This is a genomic window from Yersinia sp. IP36721 (assembly GCF_003634395.1).
Lineage (GTDB): Bacteria > Pseudomonadota > Gammaproteobacteria > Enterobacterales > Enterobacteriaceae > Yersinia > Yersinia entomophaga.
The window spans coordinates 47,186-63,296 of record NZ_QCZL01000011.1; the positions used below are offsets into that span (position 1 = coordinate 47,186).

Consider the following 16,111-nt stretch of genomic DNA (forward strand, 5'->3'; position numbering starts at 1 on the left):
GACACGCTGTTTTGTGTCCTTTTACCGATTCTTACTGGCCGGCGCTGGAATAAAGGTTAGTCGAAGCTAACCTCTTCACCGGCTTGAGCCGTGGCGGCTTCAGAAAGCAGCGTATAGAAAGTTTTCCCGCTGCGGTCGCAGTGCCATTCATTTTCCCGATAGTTAAAATGGTAACCACCGGTTTTGGTTGCCAGCCAAACCTGATGAAAGGGTTCCTGGCGGTTAATCACAATTTTGCTGCCGTTCTCGAAAGTCAGGGTCAAAACGCCCCCGTTAGTTTCACAGTCTATATCGCTGTCGCCATCAAAATTATCCACTGCATTTTCAATGTTTGACATCAATTGATCGGCTAACTGGTGGAACTCGCTGTCGTTCATATTCAATTCCTATTGCTTTTCATGATCCACCTGCGATTATAGAGACCTTGGACGCATGAATTACAGGCATTAATGCAATGAAAAGAGAACTACGCTGGCCGCTGGTCGCCATGATGTTGGTGGGGCTATCCGGATGTGGCTTAAAAGGGCCACTTTATTTCCCTCCTGCGGAAAATTCAAAGACAGAAACTGTACCGCCAGATTCAGGCAAAGTGCAGAAAAACCAAGAAGATAATGTTGGCTCGCAGCAGACTCAGTCTATCGGCGGCTTACAGTAACCCAGATTCTCCCCGCAGTTTGACGTTGGCCTCCTGCTGTTGGAGGCCAGATGCTTACTGCGATAAATCGCTTTATTGCGTCCGGATTTAGCCAGTAGTCAGTGGAGCATGATATGCAGTTCTCCAAAATGCACGGTCTTGGCAACGACTTTATGGTTGTCGATGCCGTCACACAGAATGTTTATTTTTCGCCGGAGCTTATCCGACGACTGGCTGACCGGCACACTGGCGTGGGCTTTGATCAGATGCTGGTGGTTGAACCGCCTTACGATCCTGAGCTGGATTTCCACTATCGCATTTTTAATGCGGATGGCAGCGAAGTCTCTCAATGTGGTAACGGTGCCCGCTGTTTCGCTCGTTTCGTGCGGATTAAGGGGCTGACCAACAAGCGTGATATTCGCGTCAGTACGCAAACTGGGCGTATGGTGCTTAGCGTGACGGAGGATGAGCTGGTGTGCGTCAATATGGGTGAACCTAATTTTGAGCCGCAGGCGATTCCGTTTAAAGCGATAAAAGCTGAAAAAACCTACATTTTGCGCGCGGCAGAGCACACGGTGCTGTGCGGGGTGGTTTCGATGGGAAATCCCCATTGTGTACTGCAAGTGGACGATGTTTCGGTTGCCAACGTTGAGTTGCTGGGTCCAGTATTGGAAAATCATGAGCGTTTTCCTGAGCGCGCCAACATTGGCTTTATGCAGGTTGTCAGTCGGGAACACATTCGTTTACGGGTCTACGAACGCGGCGCAGGAGAAACACAAGCCTGCGGCAGCGGAGCCTGTGCGGCTGTGGCAGTCGGTATTCAGCAGGCATTGCTGAGTGAAGAGGTTCACGTCGAGCTACCGGGTGGCAGCCTGGATATCAGCTGGAAAGGACCGGGTCACCCGTTGTATATGACCGGGCCTGCGACCCACGTCTACGACGGTTTTATTCATTTATGATGGGTGTTGAAGAATGAAGAATTATGAGGAACAGGCGCTGGCTGGCATTGAGTTAGACGACGACGCTGTCATGCAGTATTTATTGCAAAATCCCGACTTCTTTATCCGTAATGCCCGTTTGGTTGAACAGATGCAAATTCCCCATCCGGTCAGAGGCAGCGTGTCTCTGGTCGAGTGGCAACTGGCTCGTCAACGTAATCAGATTCATCAACTGGAAGAAGAAATTACCCTGTTGATGGAGCAGGCCGGTCTGAATGAGCTGCTGTTTAACCGTCTGTTACAGTTACAAACTAATCTGACCTCCGCCGAAAGCCTGCAAGATATGCTGAATCGCCTACAGCGCTGGGCGCGGGATTTTGGATTGGCAGGAGCCAATGTGCGCCTGTTTAACGACCGCTGGCATATTGGCGCGCCTTCCGATTTCACTCATCTGGGTTTAGCACGCCACGCTTTTGAACCGATGCGCATTCAGCGTTTGGGGGATGAGCGTCATTACCTCGGCAGCCTAAATGGGCCAGAGCTTTTGTTGCTGTTGCCTCAGGCTAAACAGGTCGGCTCGGTTGCGATGTCCCTGATGGGCGCGAATGGCGATTTGGGCGTGGTTATCTTTAGTAGCCGTGATACACAACATTATCAGCAGGGTATGGGTACGGTGATGCTGCATCAGTTAGCGCTGATGTTGCCTACCTTGTTGGAGCGCTGGATCGAACGAGTATGAGTGAAATCCCCGCTACGCTCTCTCCGTCCGTTGAAGCCTTTTTGCGTTATCTGAAGGTTGAACGGCAACTGAGTCCCTTAACCATAACCAGTTATTCTCGACAGCTACAGGCGGTGATGGAACTGGCGGGTCAAATGGGGCTGAGCCAGTGGGAGAGTTTGGATGCGGCGCAGGTACGTTCGCTGGTTTCCCGCAGCAAGCGTGCTGGATTACAGTCTTCTAGCCTGGCGCTGCGCCTGTCGGCATTACGCAGTTTTCTCGATTGGTTGGTCAGCCAGGGCGTGTTACACGCCAATCCGGCCAAAGGCGTCAGTACGCCGAGGACGGGGCGCCATCTGCCAAAAAATATTGATGTGGATGAAGTCAGTCGACTGTTGGACATCGATCTTAACGATCCTTTGGCGGTGCGGGATCGGGCGATGCTGGAAGTCATGTACGGCGCGGGTTTACGTTTAGCCGAACTGGTGGGAATGGATTGCAAACATGTGGATTTGGCCAGTGGCGAAATCTGGGTGATGGGCAAGGGCAGCAAAGAACGTAAAGTACCGATGGGCGCTACGGCGGTGACTTGGTTACAGCATTGGCTAGCGCTACGGGAGTTGTTTGAACCCGCCGATGACGCCATTTTCCTCGCCAATACCGGTAAGCGTATTTCTGCGCGCAATGTGCAAAAACGCTTTGCCGAATGGGGTATAAAACAAGGCGTTAGCAGCCATATTCATCCCCATAAACTGCGCCACTCTTTCGCCACTCATATGCTGGAATCCAGCGGCGATCTGCGTGCGGTGCAGGAATTACTCGGCCACGCCAATCTAACGACCACACAAATTTATACCCATCTCGACTTTCAACATTTGGCAACGGTGTATGATGCCGCCCATCCGCGAGCCAAACGAGGCAAATCCTGATGCATTTTTACCGACCATTACAGCCGATTGCGGCTATAACCTTCGATTTGGACGATACTCTGTACGACAACCGCCCGGTGATTTCCCGTACCGAACAGGAATCGGTGGCGTTTCTGCAACAGTATCATCCGAATTTACGCCAGCTTGAGGTGGCGGATTTTCATCGTTTTCGCATTGAACTGCTGGCCAGCGATCCGGATATTTATCACGATGTTACCCAGTGGCGTTGGCAGGCGTTGGAGTTAGGTCTTATTCGCCACGGCCTGACCAAAGATGAAGCCCGTAAAGGTGCTGACGCGGCGATGGAGAATTTCGCCCTGTGGCGTAGCCGTATTCATGTGCCTGCGGCGACTCACGATACGCTGGAGACCTTGTCAGAACGCTTCCCGCTGGTGGCTATCACAAACGGTAACGCCGATCCTGCCGCCTGCGGTTTAAGCCGCTATTTCCAGTTTGTGCTGCGCTCTGGCCCCAATGGCCGTGCCAAACCTTATCGTGATATGTACCAAAAGGCGGCCAATAAGCTGGATTTGCCGCTGGAAAGCATTTTGCACGTGGGTGACGATCTCACCACCGACGTCGCTGGTTCCCTGCGTTGCGGCATGCAGGCCTGCTGGATTAACGATCGGCAGAAAAATATCATGGCGGTCAATGATGCCCGTTTACTGCCACATATTGAGATTTCGCAGTTGGCATCTCTCACAGCATTGTTATAATCCTATCAATTACTCTGTATAAATTCCCAGTGGAATGCTGATGGTCGTCCGGTCAAACCGGGCGACAGCGCGGTTTTCCCTTACCCGATAAACGGTGCCTATGGACGTTTCTGATCTGCTCGACAGCCTGAATGAAAAACAACGTGAAGCCGTGGCCGCGCCGCGCTGCAACCTGTTGGTACTGGCCGGTGCGGGCAGTGGTAAAACCCGGGTGCTGGTGCATCGAATTGCCTGGCTGCTCTCCGTTGAGAATGCTTCACCCTATTCCATTATTGCCGTGACCTTTACCAATAAAGCGGCGGCGGAGATGCGTCACCGTATCGAACATTTGATTGGTACCAGCCAGGGCGGTATGTGGATTGGGACTTTCCACGGGTTGGCGCACCGTTTATTGCGGGCACACCATTTGGACGCCAATCTGCCGCAGGACTTTCAGATCCTCGACAGCGACGATCAGCATCGGCTACTGAAACGCATCGTTAAAGCATTGAATTTAGACGAAAAACAGTGGCCGCCGCGTCAGGCAATGTGGTACATCAACGGTAAGAAAGACGAAGGTTTACGGCCGCAGCACGTAGAAAGCTACGGTAATCCGGTAGAAGCCACCTGGCTGCGTATTTATCAGGCCTATCAGGAAGCCTGTGATCGCGCCGGTCTGGTCGATTTTGCCGAGTTATTACTGCGTGCTCATGAACTGTGGCTGAATAAACCGCATATTCTGAATCATTATCGTGAACGTTTTACCAATATTCTGGTGGATGAGTTTCAGGACACCAACAGCATCCAATATGCATGGATTCGCCTGCTGGCGGGCGATCGTTCCAACGTAATGATCGTCGGCGATGACGATCAATCGATTTACGGCTGGCGTGGTGCGCAGGTTGAGAATATTCAACGCTTCCTGAAGGATTTCCCCGGCGCGGAAACCATCCGTCTGGAGCAGAATTACCGTTCTACCAGTAATATTCTGAAAGCGGCGAATACCCTGATTGCCAACAATGATGGCCGAATGGGGAAAAACCTGTGGACCGACGGCGTGGAAGGCGATCCGATTTCGATCTATTGCGCTTTCAACGAATTAGACGAAGCGCGCTTTGTGGTGAACCGGATTAAAGCCTGGCAAGACAACGGCGGTGCGTTAAACGACTGCGCTATTTTGTACCGTAGCAACGCCCAATCTCGCGTATTGGAAGAGGCTTTACTGCAAACGGCGATGCCGTACCGCATTTATGGTGGTCAGCGCTTCTTCGAACGTCAGGAAATCAAAGACTCATTGGCTTATCTGCGCTTAATTTCCAATCGTAACGATGACGCGGCCTTTGAGCGAGTGGTCAATACGCCAACCCGTGGTATCGGCGATCGTACTCTAGATGTAGTGCGCCAGACTGCGCGGGATCGCCAGCTTACGCTGTGGCAATCTACTCGAGCGTTATTGCAGGAAAAAGTGCTGGCGGGGCGCGCTGCCTCTGCTTTACAGCGTTTTGTGGAACTGGTGGATTCACTGGCTCACGAAACAGCAGATATGCCGCTGCACGTGCAAACCGACCGCGTGATTCGCGATTCCGGCCTGTGGACCCTGTATGAGCAGGAAAAAGGCGAAAAAGGTCAGGCTCGTATCGAAAACCTTGAGGAACTGGTCAACGCCACGCGTCAGTACAGTTATCAGGACGAGGATGAAGATCTGATGCCGTTGCAGGCGTTCTTGTCCCACGCCGCGCTGGAAGCTGGGGAAGGGCAGGCGGACGCCTATCAGGATGCGGTACAGTTAATGACGCTACATTCAGCTAAAGGGTTGGAATTCCCGCAGGTATTCATAGTAGGTATGGAAGAGGGCATGTTCCCGAGCCAAATGTCGCTGGATGAAGGTGGACGCTTAGAAGAAGAGCGGCGGCTGGCCTACGTAGGCTTAACCCGTGCGATGCAAAAACTGACCTTATGCTATGCGGAAAGCCGCAGACTGTACGGTAAAGAAGTCAATCATCGCCCATCCCGCTTTATCGGTGAGCTGCCGCAGGAGTGTATCGAAGAAGTCAGACTACGCGCCAGCGTTTCTCGTCCGGTAAATCATCGCCGTATGGGGACGCCAATGAATGAAAACGACAGCGGTTTCACTCTGGGTCAGCGAGTTCGTCATCCTAAATTCGGTGAAGGTACGGTGGTGAATCTGGAAGGCAGCGGCGAGCACAGCCGCCTGCAAATTGCTTTTCCAGGCGAAGGGATTAAATGGCTTGTTGCAGCCTATGCGAGACTGGAAGCGGTATAAGCCATCATTCGCCGTTGCAGCATAAAAAAACCGGAGCTAATGATAACTCCGGTTTTTTTCATCATTTTTAAATCAAATAGTTAAGCGGAATAACGCTCGCCGACCGTAGTCGTTTGATACCATGCCAGCATATTGGCGACTTCTGGTTCACTCTCTGCCGGTGACCAAGGCGCGAAATCTTCCGCGTTGACTGGCTGATAGGGGCCGAGTTTCACCTCAAAAATCACTGCATTTTCTTCCATCGACAGCACCGCGTGCCAAGTATTGGCAGGAATCTCCAGAATGGTCGCTTCTTTTCCCAGTACTACCCGCTCTGTCACTTCGCCATTATCGTTGAATAACAGCACCACAAAATGTCCGGAAAGGGCAGTTAGTACTTCCCAGGTATGTGGATGACGATGTGGGCGCACGTAGGTTAGTGGCTCCATGGCTATCGCCAGACGCTGGACGGAATCGCTCAGTTCCGGGTGAAAATTATGATGAGTGCGCAAACGGCTGAGTTGTCTAGCCTGTTCGCTCATTTGTGCCAGCATAGGTCGAGTGATTTGTTTCATTTACCGTTATTCCAGTTGAGGCGTAGCGCCCAATGTAGCCGAAGCGGAAGGCAGATATAAGCCAGAGTGATTAGCCTAAGTCTGCCGTTTATCATCTGTTTACGCTGACAACAATATTTGCCAGGAAATAGGATGAATCTCAGGCTGCGACTAACTGCGGCGTAGCGGTTGACAGCCTTTTTCTTCTCAGCGTAACATGCGCGCACTATTCTTAATGAGGACATTCGCCTTGGACACACCCAGTAGATGCTGGCTCAATAACCTGTTCATATGGTGCAACTTCTAAGGCTATCCTCTTTTGCTGATAGCCTTCGTGGTTGTCAGCGACCTCGTTTGACCGTCGCTGTGAGTCAGATCTCCTTATGGTCTGAAACTTGCTGATGTAACGACATCCCCTTGTTTCTGTGCTTCAATGCGTAATCTCTATCCATTCCCCAAGGGAGTTATGGCACATGCTGAGCGCATTTAAATTAGAGAACAATCGCTTATCCCGTCTGGAGCTGGATGAATCCGAAGATCTGACTACCTCGCTGTGGGTGGATCTGGTGGAGCCAGAAGAAGGTGAGCGTGAGCGTGTTCAATGTGAGTTAGGGCAGAGTTTGGCGACCCGGCCAGAACTGGATGATATCGAGGCTTCCGCTCGTTTCTTTGAAGACGAAGACGGTTTGCACATTCACTCATTCTTCTATTTTGAAGACGCCGAAGATCACGCTGGTAACTCCACCGTCGCATTTACCATTCGGGATGGCCGCCTGTATACCCTGCGTGAGCGCGAGTTACCCGCTTTCCGCCTGTATCGGATGCGCGCCCGCAACCAGACGTTGGTCGACGGTAACGCCTATGAGCTGCTGCTGGACTTGTTTGAAACCAAAATCGAGCAGTTGGCTGACGAAATAGAGAATATTTACAGCGATCTGGAAGCGCTTAGCCGCGTGATTATGGAAGGGCATCAGGGAGATGAGTACGATGCCGCGCTGTCCACGTTGGCGGAGCAGGAAGATATCGGCTGGAAGGTGCGTTTGTGTCTGATGGATACTCAGCGCGCCCTGAATTTCCTGGTGCGTAAAGCGCGTTTGCCTACTGGTCAGCTAGAGCAGGCGCGGGAAGTGCTGCGAGATATCGAATCCCTGCTGCCGCACAACGAATCCCTGTTCCAAAAGGTTAACTTCCTGATGCAGGCGGCGATGGGCTTTATCAACATCGAACAAAACCGGATTATCAAAATCTTCTCGGTGGTCTCCGTGGTCTTCCTGCCGCCGACGCTGGTGGCTTCGAGCTACGGTATGAACTTTGAATTTATGCCGGAACTGCGTTGGTCATTCGGCTATCCGGGGGCTATTGGTCTGATGATCGTCGCCGGTTTAGCCCCTTATCTGTACTTCAAACGTAAAAACTGGCTGTAAGGCCCAAACTGTGTGAGCGCCCGATGAGGCTACATCGGGCGTCGCAGCCTATTTGCGTAACTTACGTTGGGTATAGAGCGCATCCAGCGTGAATATTAGCAGCGCCGCCCAGATAAACCCGAAGGTCACCATCTTGTCGTTACTGATGGTTTCACCGTAGAAAGTGACGGCTAGGACAAACATCAGCGTTGGGCCGAGGTATTGGAAAAAGCCCAGCGTAGAGAGGCGCAACCGGCCGGCAGCGGCGGTAAACAGCAGCAACGGAATGGTGGTAATCACACCGGCAGCGGCCAGCAGCAGATTGAGCGACCAGGCGTTAGCGCTCAAATGACTGGTTGGGCTATCGGCAAAGAAGAATAAATATACTGCGGCAATAGGTAACAGCCACAGCGTTTCTACCAGCATGCCGGTCTGCGCGTCTATGCCCATTTTCTTACGTAATAAGCCGTAAAGCGCGAAGCTTATCGCCAGCCCCAGCCCAATCACCGGTAACGAGCCAAACTGCCACAGTTGAATAAGCACGCCGCCAAACGCCAGCGCGACCGCGACCCATTGCATCCGTCGAAAACGCTCGCCTAGAAATAGCATACCGAACAATACGTTAACCAAGGGATTAATGAAGTAGCCCAGGCTGGCTTCCAGCATGTGGTGGTTGTTGACCGCCCAAATAAACAGCAGCCAGTTGCTGGCAATCAGCAGTGCAGTGAACGCCAGTAATAACAGGCGTTTTTTATTCCGACAGGCTTGGCGTACCTGTGGCCAATTGCGACTCAGCGTGAGCAGAATCAGCATAAAAAAGAATGACCAGATAATCCTATGGGTCAGAATTTCATCTGCCGGAACCTGCTGGATTAATTTGAAATAGGCCGGGGCAAGACCCCAAATAAAATAGGCCGCCAGAGCAAAGAAAATGCCCTGACGCGTTTGTTGCTTATCCATGGAATAGCTCTGAACAAAAAAGGGATACGGTGAGTGTACTTAACTTGTTGTAGCTAAGCATCATTGGCGTTTACTCACTGAAAAAAGACAATTACCCGACTAAATAAGTCGCAGTGGCGCTGGCGATATGAACCGCATCCTGATTATGTAATTCAACGCGAGCGACAGCGACTTTATTACCGCTGCGCAGAATGCTGCTGCTGGCGGTGAAATGCTCGCCGCGGCCGGGGCGCAAATAATCCACGCGCAAATCGATGGTGCCCATTTTAGATAGCTGTTGCTGTAACTGCTCTTTAATCAAGGGTTCGTAACGTGTCAGGCTGTTACCAACGCAGACCAGACCGGCGGCGACGTCCAGTACGGAAGCAATAACACCGCCATGCAGGATGCGCTGAGCGATATTTCCGACTAATCTATCCTGATGACTAAAGGCTAACTCTGCATAATCTTGTTCAAAGCGGCGTAATTCCAGACCTAGCTCACGATTAAACGGCATGTGGTAGACAAAAACTTCGCCAATCAAGCGGCGCGCTTCTTCAAGGGTTAATATGGTTCCAGACATGTGGCTTGATTCTCACTTTCGTAGCCGATAATAATACGGCGGCTGTTAACTAAATGTTTATTTTATGCCCATAACTTGTTGCGCGCTAGTGACGGATTCATAAAAATAAACAACGCTAAGCCAGACTGCCATTTGTGTGTAGAATGAGCTGCTTTTCATTAAAATTACGAATAATCTATGAGGCGATGAGAGTAATGATGGGACACTTTTGGCGAATATTGATGGTATTGTTATTTGTGCCGGTTTTAGCACAGGCTGAGGAAGCCAAGGTAGAAAAGATTCATGATGCGCCTGCGATTCGTGGAAGTATTATTGCCGCCATGCTGCAAGACCACGATAATCCTTTCCTGCTATATCCGTACGAAACCAATTACCTGCTTTATACCTACTCCAGCAATATCAATAAAGAAGCCATTAGTTCCTATGATTGGGCCGAAAATGCCCGTAAAGATGAGATTAAATTCCAACTGAGCTTAGGGTTCCCTATCTGGCGTGGCATTGCCGGGGAAAACTCTCTGTTGGGCGCATCCTACACTCAGCGTTCGTGGTGGCAGGCTTCGAACAGCGGGGAATCTTCGCCATTCCGCGAAACTAACTATGAGCCGCAGGTATTCCTGGCCTGGGCAACGGATTATGACTTTGCGGGCTGGACTTTCCGCGAAATAGAAGTGGGTTTGAACCACCAATCTAACGGTAAAGCAGACCCAACTTCTCGTAGCTGGGATCGCGCCTATGCGCGCGTGATGGCGCAGCGCGGAGATTGGGAGATAGATCTGAAACCTTGGTATCGCTTCTCGGAAAATGATGCAAAAGATGATAATCCAGATATCACTAAATATTTGGGTTACTACCGCCTGAAAGTCGGTTATGCCTGGGGCGATAGTGTATTTAGCATGGAAGGGCGCTATAACTGGAATTCCGGCTACGGCGCGGCTGAAATGGGCTGGAGTTACCCCATCACCAAGCATGTTCGCTTCTACACACAGGTGTTCAGCGGCTACGGTGAGTCAATGATTGACTATAACTTTAGGCAAACCCGTGTCGGTGTGGGTATCATGTTGAACGACGTCATGTAACGCCGTTTGGCGTGAGTGCAGAATCACATACAGGCCGGTTAACCGGCCTGTTCAGATCCAAGAGTTGGGGAAACGAGTGTCTACCGCGGCAGTGATAAATAAGGAACAGCTGGCAGCGCAGGTCTTGCGAGAGACTTTCGGCTACCAACAATTCCGGCCAGGGCAACAAGAAATCATCAATGCAACGCTCGCCGGGCAGGACTGTCTGGTGGTGATGCCGACGGGCGGCGGAAAATCCTTGTGTTATCAGATCCCGGCGCTGGTGATGGATGGCTTGACGCTGGTGGTTTCTCCGCTGATTTCACTGATGAAAGATCAGGTTGACCAACTTCAGGCCTACGGCGTCGCCGCGGGTTGTCTCAATTCATCACAAACTCGCGAGCAGCAACTGGCCGTGATGGAAGGTTGCCGCAGTGGTCAGATTAAACTGCTGTATATCGCTCCCGAGCGCTTAGTGATGGAAAACTTCCTCGAACAGCTTGAGCATTGGCGTCCGGCGCTGCTGGCGGTTGATGAGGCTCACTGTATTTCCCAATGGGGACACGATTTCCGCCCGGAATATCGCGCTCTGGGTCAGCTCAAACGTCGTTTTCCCGCGTTGCCAGTTATTGCTCTCACCGCCACGGCGGACGAAGCCACGCGCGGCGATATTGTTCGGTTGCTGGATCTTAATCAGCCGCTGATTCAGGTCAGCAGTTTCGATCGGCCCAATATTCGCTATACCTTGGTTGAGAAGTTCAAGCCGCTGGATCAGCTCTGGCGCTTTGTGCAGGATCAACGTGGTAAAAGCGGCATTATTTACTGCAATAGTCGGGCTAAAGTTGAAGATACCACTGCGCGTCTACAAAGCCGCGGCCTGAGCGTGGCCGCGTATCACGCCGGTCTGGATAACGAACGACGGGCCCAGGTTCAGGAAGCGTTTCAGCGCGATGATTTACAGGTGGTGGTTGCCACCGTGGCTTTTGGGATGGGTATCAACAAGCCAAACGTCCGTTTTGTGGTGCATTTTGATATTCCGCGGACTATCGAATCTTATTATCAGGAAACGGGGCGCGCCGGGCGTGATGGCCTGCCTGCGGAAGCGATTTTACTTTATGATCCGGCGGATATGGCGTGGTTGCGCCGCTGTCTGGAAGAAAAGCCTGCCGGTGCTCAGCAGGACGTCGAACGTCATAAACTGAATGCCATGGGGGCTTTTGCCGAAGCGCAAACCTGCCGCCGTTTGGTATTGCTAAATTATTTTGGCGAAGGGAAACAACAGGCCTGCGGCAACTGTGATATCTGCCTTGACCCGCCGAAACGTTATGACGCGCTGGGTGACGCTCAAAAAGCCTTATCCTGCGTGTATCGCGTTGGGCAACGCTTTGGTTTGGGCTATATCGTGGAAGTGCTGCGTGGAGCGAATAATCAGCGTATTCGCGAAATGGGGCACGATAAACTGTCGGTGTACGGCATTGGCCGGGATCAAACCCATGAGCATTGGGTGAGCGTTCTGCGCCAGTTAATCCATTTAGGCTTACTCAGCCAGAATATCGCGCAGTTTTCCGCCCTGCAATTAACCGAGGCCGCCAGACCTATTTTGCGTGCCGAAATTCCGCTGCAACTGGCGGTGCCGCGCATTCAAAGCCTGAAACCGCGCAGCAGCGCTAATCAGAAGTCCTACGGTGGCAATTACGATCGCAAACTGTTTGCCAAATTGCGCAAACTGCGTAAGTCCATTGCTGACGAAGAAAACATTCCGCCTTATGTCGTCTTTAACGATGCGACGCTGCTGGAAATGGCGGAGCAGATGCCGATTAAGGCCAGCGAATTGCTCAGCGTCAACGGCGTAGGGCAGCGTAAACTGGAACGTTTCGGCGCGCCATTTATGGCGATGATTCGCGATCATGTGGATAACGATGAATAGCGCCTGCCAGCGTTGAATATAAAGCATAAACGGCAGTCTGGTTGGGCTGCCGTCCTCGTGATACAGTGGTTTTTCTTCTCTCATTTCCTGTCGGATTATCTTCATGTTGATGCTTTTTCTTACCGTGGCGTTGGTTCACCTTATTGCCTTGATGAGCCCCGGCCCTGACTTCTTTTTCGTTTCTCAAACTGCCGCCAGCCGTTCCCGTCGCGAAGCAATGATGGGCGTGGTAGGAATATCTCTGGGAATTGTGGTTTGGGCAGGCGTGGCCTTGATGGGGCTGCATTTAATTCTGCAAAAAATGGCGTGGCTGCATCAGGTTATTATGGTCGGCGGTGGGCTTTATCTGTGCTGGATGGGCTGGCAATTGCTGAAATCAGCCAGGGCCAAAGGCGAGCTGGGGGAAGGCGAGGTAGAAATGACGCTGCCAGTCCGCGGCCGTACTTTCCTGCGCGGCTTTCTGACCAACTTATCTAACCCGAAAGCGGTGATCTATTTTGGCAGCGTATTCTCGCTGTTTGTCGGAGATGACGTCAGCGCTGGCGCACGTTGGGGATTGTTTATCCTGATCGTTGCAGAAACCTTTATCTGGTTCAGCGTTGTTGCCTGTGTATTTGCCCTGCCGGTGATGCGCCGCGGTTACCAGCGTTTGTCGAAATGGATTGATGGTTTGGCGGGCGTATTATTTGTTGGTTTCGGATTGCATCTGATATTTTCGAAATAACCCTTACTGGCCGGATCACTAGTATTCCGGCCAGATATTCACTTCTCGGCTACACTTTTTTGGCTGTCGCCAACAATGCGCCTATCAGCATAAATAAACCGCCGAAAATACGGTTAAGCAACTTCATCTGGTGCGGGGCCTTAATCCAACCAGCAATTCGCGTAGCCAGCGCGGCGTACCCAATCATCACGATGATATCCACTATCAACGTAGTCGCGCCCAGAATCAGATATTGTGCCGCCTGCGGCTGATGAGGCAATACAAACTGTGGAAACAGCGCGGCCAGAAAAACAATGCTCTTCGGGTTGGTCAGATTGACGAAAATCGCTCTTTTGAACAGTTTTCTCCGAGGCAGACTAGTGGCAAGCGCATGAAGATCCACAGCGCCAGCCGCTCGCCACTGTACAATACCCAGCCAAATCAGATAGGCCGCTCCCAGCCATTTCAGTATTTCGAAAGCCAGCAGGGATTGGGAAATGAGAGCGCCCAGACCAATGCCGACCAAAACGATATGCAGCGCCAGGCCAAGCTGCAAGCCGGCAATGGATGCGACAACACCGCGTTTACCGTGGCTGATGGTGGTGCTCATGGTGTTAATGGCACCAGAACCCGGCGACAGGCTGAGGATAAAGGTTGTCACCAGATAGGTTAGCCACCAGTCGAAGGTCATCGGCAAAATTCCCTGAATGAGTAAATTTATGCCACAATACGCTATTGTTTTTAGATCTGCTATAGCTCGGAAAAACCACAGGACGCCGGTTTAAGGATGCAATTAACAACCCTATGCCGTTAGAGAAAAAAACTGAAAACTGGTTAACCCGTGAAGCGCGATTTGCCGCCTTTGCTAACGGGCCTTTGCTGGATTTCTGGCAGCAGCGGGAAGAAGACGAGTTTTCTGGCGTCGATAATGTACCTATCCGCTATGTTCGCTTCCGTTCCCCTCATCACAACAAAGTGGTGATGTTGGTTCCGGGTCGCATTGAAAGCTACGTAAAATATCCGGAAGTTGCCTACGATCTGTTTCAGCAAGGTTATGACGTCATGGTGCTGGATCATCGTGGTCAAGGGCGTTCTGGCCGAATGCTAGAAGATCCTAATCGTGGCCACGTCGTTAATTTTGATGACTATGTGGAAGATTTTGCTCAGTGGGTCGAGCGGGAAATCAGTAATAGCCATTATCTGGAACGTTTTGCGCTGGCTCACTCGATGGGCAGTGCGATTCTGCTACGCTATCTGGCCCGGGAACCGACGGCGTTTGATGCTGCGGCGCTTTGTGCACCGATGTTGGGTATTCATCTACCTATGCCGAAATGGCTGGCGCACCGCATTGTCGATTGGGCCGAAAAGCGCCAGAACATGCGGGATTACTACGCGATTGGCACCGGTCAGTGGCGGCCATTGCCTTATGTAGTGAATATGCTGACCCACAGTCGCGAGCGCTATCGCCGCTGCCTACGTCACTACGCGGATACGCCAGAAATACGCGTTGGCGGCCCTACCTATCACTGGGTGAGGGAAAGCCTGCGTGCCAGCGAGCAGATAATCGCCGAGGCAGATAAAATCACCACGCCAATATTATTGTTGCAGGCCAGTGAAGATCGGGTGGTATCAAACCCGGCTCAGGACGCTTTTTGTCAGGTAATGGCTCAGGCTGGGCATCCCTGTGACGGGGGCGCTCCCAGAGTTATCAAAGGAGCACGCCATGAGATCCTGTTCGAGCGGGACAAGCTGCGTGTAGAGGCGTTAAGCGCCATATTGCGTTTTTTTGCGCAACATCATCAACTGAGCGTCGACGCTGACGCCAACTCCACCAGAGGTTAGAACATACCGCTATGTATCATGTTGTCGCTTCCGATTTAGACGGCACCCTGCTGTCCCCTGACCACATTTTGACTCCTTACGCTAAAGAGACATTGAAGCTACTGACCGAACGTGACGTGCATTTCGTGTTTGCTACAGGTCGCCATCATATTGATGTGTCACAGATTCGCGATAGTCTGGAGATCAGTGCCTTTATGATTACCTCTAACGGTGCGCGCGTACATAACACCGCCGGAGAGCTGATTTTTAGCCATAATCTGGATGGTGATATCGCCCGCGATCTATACAGCATGGAGCACGATAATCCGGATATTCTGACCAACGTTTATTTAAATGACGATTGGTATATGAATCGCGAAAGTCCGGAGCAGGAAGAGTTTTTCCGTGAATCGGTGTTCACCTATCAGCTATTCGAACCTGCATTACTGCCGACCGAAGGCGTGTGCAAGGTTTATTTCACCTGCGAAGATCACGATAAGCTGCTGATTTTGGAGGAAGCCATCAATGCTCGTTGGGGCGATCGCGTGAACGTCAGTTTTTCCTTCCCAACCTGTCTGGAAGTGATGGGCGGCGGTGTGTCTAAAGGCCATGCATTGGAGCAGGTATCCAAAATTATCGGTTATTCACTGAAAGAATGCATCGCTTTTGGTGATGGAATGAATGATTTGGAAATGCTGTCGATGGCCGGTAAGGGTTGCATCATGCGTGATGCTCACCAACGTCTGAAAGATATTTTACCGGATCTGGAAGTGATAGGTTCAAACGCTGACGACGCAGTACCGCACTATCTGCGTAAAATGTTTTTAGCCTAACGCTCAAACGGGGCGATGTTCTATCGCCCTGAATTTCTTTCCCTTCTCAGTACTTATAAAATTGTTTTGTTATATCCTCCACTCGAACCAAAAAAACATTATTAACTGCAATATAG

The 16,111-nt window shown here is 51.4% G+C and carries 17 protein-coding genes; 12 read left to right on the forward strand and 5 right to left on the reverse strand.

Going from position 1 to position 16,111, the window contains the following annotated elements:
• Positions 1 to 56: 56 nt before the first annotated feature.
• A complete protein-coding gene (gene cyaY / locus DBA33_RS10975; protein WP_064514419.1) occupies positions 57 to 377 on the reverse strand; it encodes an iron donor protein CyaY in 321 nt (106 codons plus the stop codon).
• Positions 378 to 454: 77 nt separating this feature from the next.
• Here cyaY and DBA33_RS10980 point away from each other — a divergent pair, with 77 nt between their 5' ends.
• From DBA33_RS10980 to uvrD, 6 genes are all read left to right on the forward strand, one after another.
• Positions 455 to 655: a lipoprotein gene (locus DBA33_RS10980; protein ID WP_064514417.1), complete on the forward strand. Its 201-nt coding sequence runs from the start codon at positions 455 to 457 to the stop codon at positions 653 to 655.
• A gap of 113 nt (positions 656 to 768) precedes the next feature.
• Complete coding sequence (gene dapF, locus DBA33_RS10985) at positions 769 to 1,593, forward strand: diaminopimelate epimerase (protein WP_049600810.1); 825 nt, start codon at positions 769 to 771, stop codon at positions 1,591 to 1,593.
• A 13-nt stretch (positions 1,594 to 1,606) separates the two neighbouring features.
• A complete protein-coding gene (locus DBA33_RS10990; protein ID WP_064514415.1) occupies positions 1,607 to 2,311 on the forward strand; it encodes a DUF484 domain-containing protein in 705 nt (234 codons plus the stop codon).
• Positions 2,308 to 3,219, forward strand: coding sequence for a tyrosine recombinase XerC (gene xerC / locus DBA33_RS10995; protein WP_064514413.1), 912 nt, complete (start codon positions 2,308 to 2,310; stop codon positions 3,217 to 3,219). Before DBA33_RS10990 ends, xerC begins: the two co-directional genes overlap by 4 nt.
• On the forward strand, positions 3,219 to 3,935 hold the full coding sequence (gene yigB, locus DBA33_RS11000; protein WP_064514411.1) for a 5-amino-6-(5-phospho-D-ribitylamino)uracil phosphatase YigB: 717 nt from the start codon (positions 3,219 to 3,221) through the stop codon (positions 3,933 to 3,935). The genes xerC and yigB overlap by 1 nt, the downstream gene beginning before the upstream one ends.
• A gap of 100 nt (positions 3,936 to 4,035) precedes the next feature.
• A complete protein-coding gene (uvrD, locus tag DBA33_RS11005; RefSeq protein ID WP_064514410.1) occupies positions 4,036 to 6,198 on the forward strand; it encodes a DNA helicase II in 2,163 nt (720 codons plus the stop codon).
• 80 nt (positions 6,199 to 6,278) lie between these two features.
• Here uvrD and DBA33_RS11010 read toward each other — a convergent pair whose 3' ends face one another.
• Complete coding sequence (locus DBA33_RS11010; protein WP_064514408.1) at positions 6,279 to 6,752, reverse strand: WbuC family cupin fold metalloprotein; 474 nt, start codon at positions 6,750 to 6,752, stop codon at positions 6,279 to 6,281.
• 452 nt (positions 6,753 to 7,204) lie between these two features.
• On the opposite strand from DBA33_RS11010, the gene corA reads away from it, so the two are divergent.
• Entirely contained in the window at positions 7,205 to 8,155 is a 951-nt protein-coding gene (corA, locus tag DBA33_RS11015; RefSeq protein ID WP_064514406.1) for a magnesium/cobalt transporter CorA, read from the forward strand.
• Positions 8,156 to 8,203: 48 nt separating this feature from the next.
• Here corA and rarD read toward each other — a convergent pair whose 3' ends face one another.
• A complete protein-coding gene (gene rarD, locus DBA33_RS11020; protein WP_120806469.1) occupies positions 8,204 to 9,094 on the reverse strand; it encodes an EamA family transporter RarD in 891 nt (296 codons plus the stop codon).
• 91 nt (positions 9,095 to 9,185) lie between these two features.
• Positions 9,186 to 9,656: a thioesterase family protein gene (locus DBA33_RS11025; RefSeq protein ID WP_064514403.1), complete on the reverse strand. Its 471-nt coding sequence runs from the start codon at positions 9,654 to 9,656 to the stop codon at positions 9,186 to 9,188.
• Between the two features lie 197 nt (positions 9,657 to 9,853).
• Between DBA33_RS11025 and pldA the strand changes: the two genes are divergently transcribed.
• The 3 genes from pldA to rhtC all read left to right on the forward strand — a co-directional run bounded on the left by pldA (position 9,854) and on the right by rhtC (position 13,362).
• Complete coding sequence (pldA, locus tag DBA33_RS11030; protein ID WP_071889780.1) at positions 9,854 to 10,732, forward strand: phospholipase A; 879 nt, start codon at positions 9,854 to 9,856, stop codon at positions 10,730 to 10,732.
• A 76-nt stretch (positions 10,733 to 10,808) separates the two neighbouring features.
• Positions 10,809 to 12,638, forward strand: a complete 1,830-nt coding sequence (recQ, locus tag DBA33_RS11035; protein ID WP_064514399.1) for an ATP-dependent DNA helicase RecQ — start codon at positions 10,809 to 10,811, stop codon at positions 12,636 to 12,638.
• A 103-nt stretch (positions 12,639 to 12,741) separates the two neighbouring features.
• Positions 12,742 to 13,362, forward strand: a complete 621-nt coding sequence (rhtC, locus tag DBA33_RS11040; RefSeq protein ID WP_064514397.1) for a threonine export protein RhtC — start codon at positions 12,742 to 12,744, stop codon at positions 13,360 to 13,362.
• 49 nt (positions 13,363 to 13,411) lie between these two features.
• Here rhtC and rhtB read toward each other — a convergent pair whose 3' ends face one another.
• The gene (rhtB, locus tag DBA33_RS11045) at positions 13,412 to 14,032 is read right to left on the reverse strand and encodes a homoserine/homoserine lactone efflux protein (protein ID WP_064514395.1); all 621 of its coding nucleotides are present in this window, start codon (positions 14,030 to 14,032) and stop codon (positions 13,412 to 13,414) included.
• Between the two features lie 113 nt (positions 14,033 to 14,145).
• Between rhtB and pldB the strand changes: the two genes are divergently transcribed.
• Both pldB and yigL read left to right on the forward strand, forming a co-directional pair.
• Positions 14,146 to 15,183 (forward strand): lysophospholipase L2, encoded by a 1,038-nt coding sequence (gene pldB / locus DBA33_RS11050; protein ID WP_064514393.1) that lies wholly within the window; start codon positions 14,146 to 14,148, stop codon positions 15,181 to 15,183.
• Positions 15,184 to 15,194: 11 nt separating this feature from the next.
• Positions 15,195 to 15,995, forward strand: a complete 801-nt coding sequence (gene yigL / locus DBA33_RS11055; RefSeq protein ID WP_064514390.1) for a sugar/pyridoxal phosphate phosphatase YigL — start codon at positions 15,195 to 15,197, stop codon at positions 15,993 to 15,995.
• Positions 15,996 to 16,111: the final 116 nt, after the last annotated feature.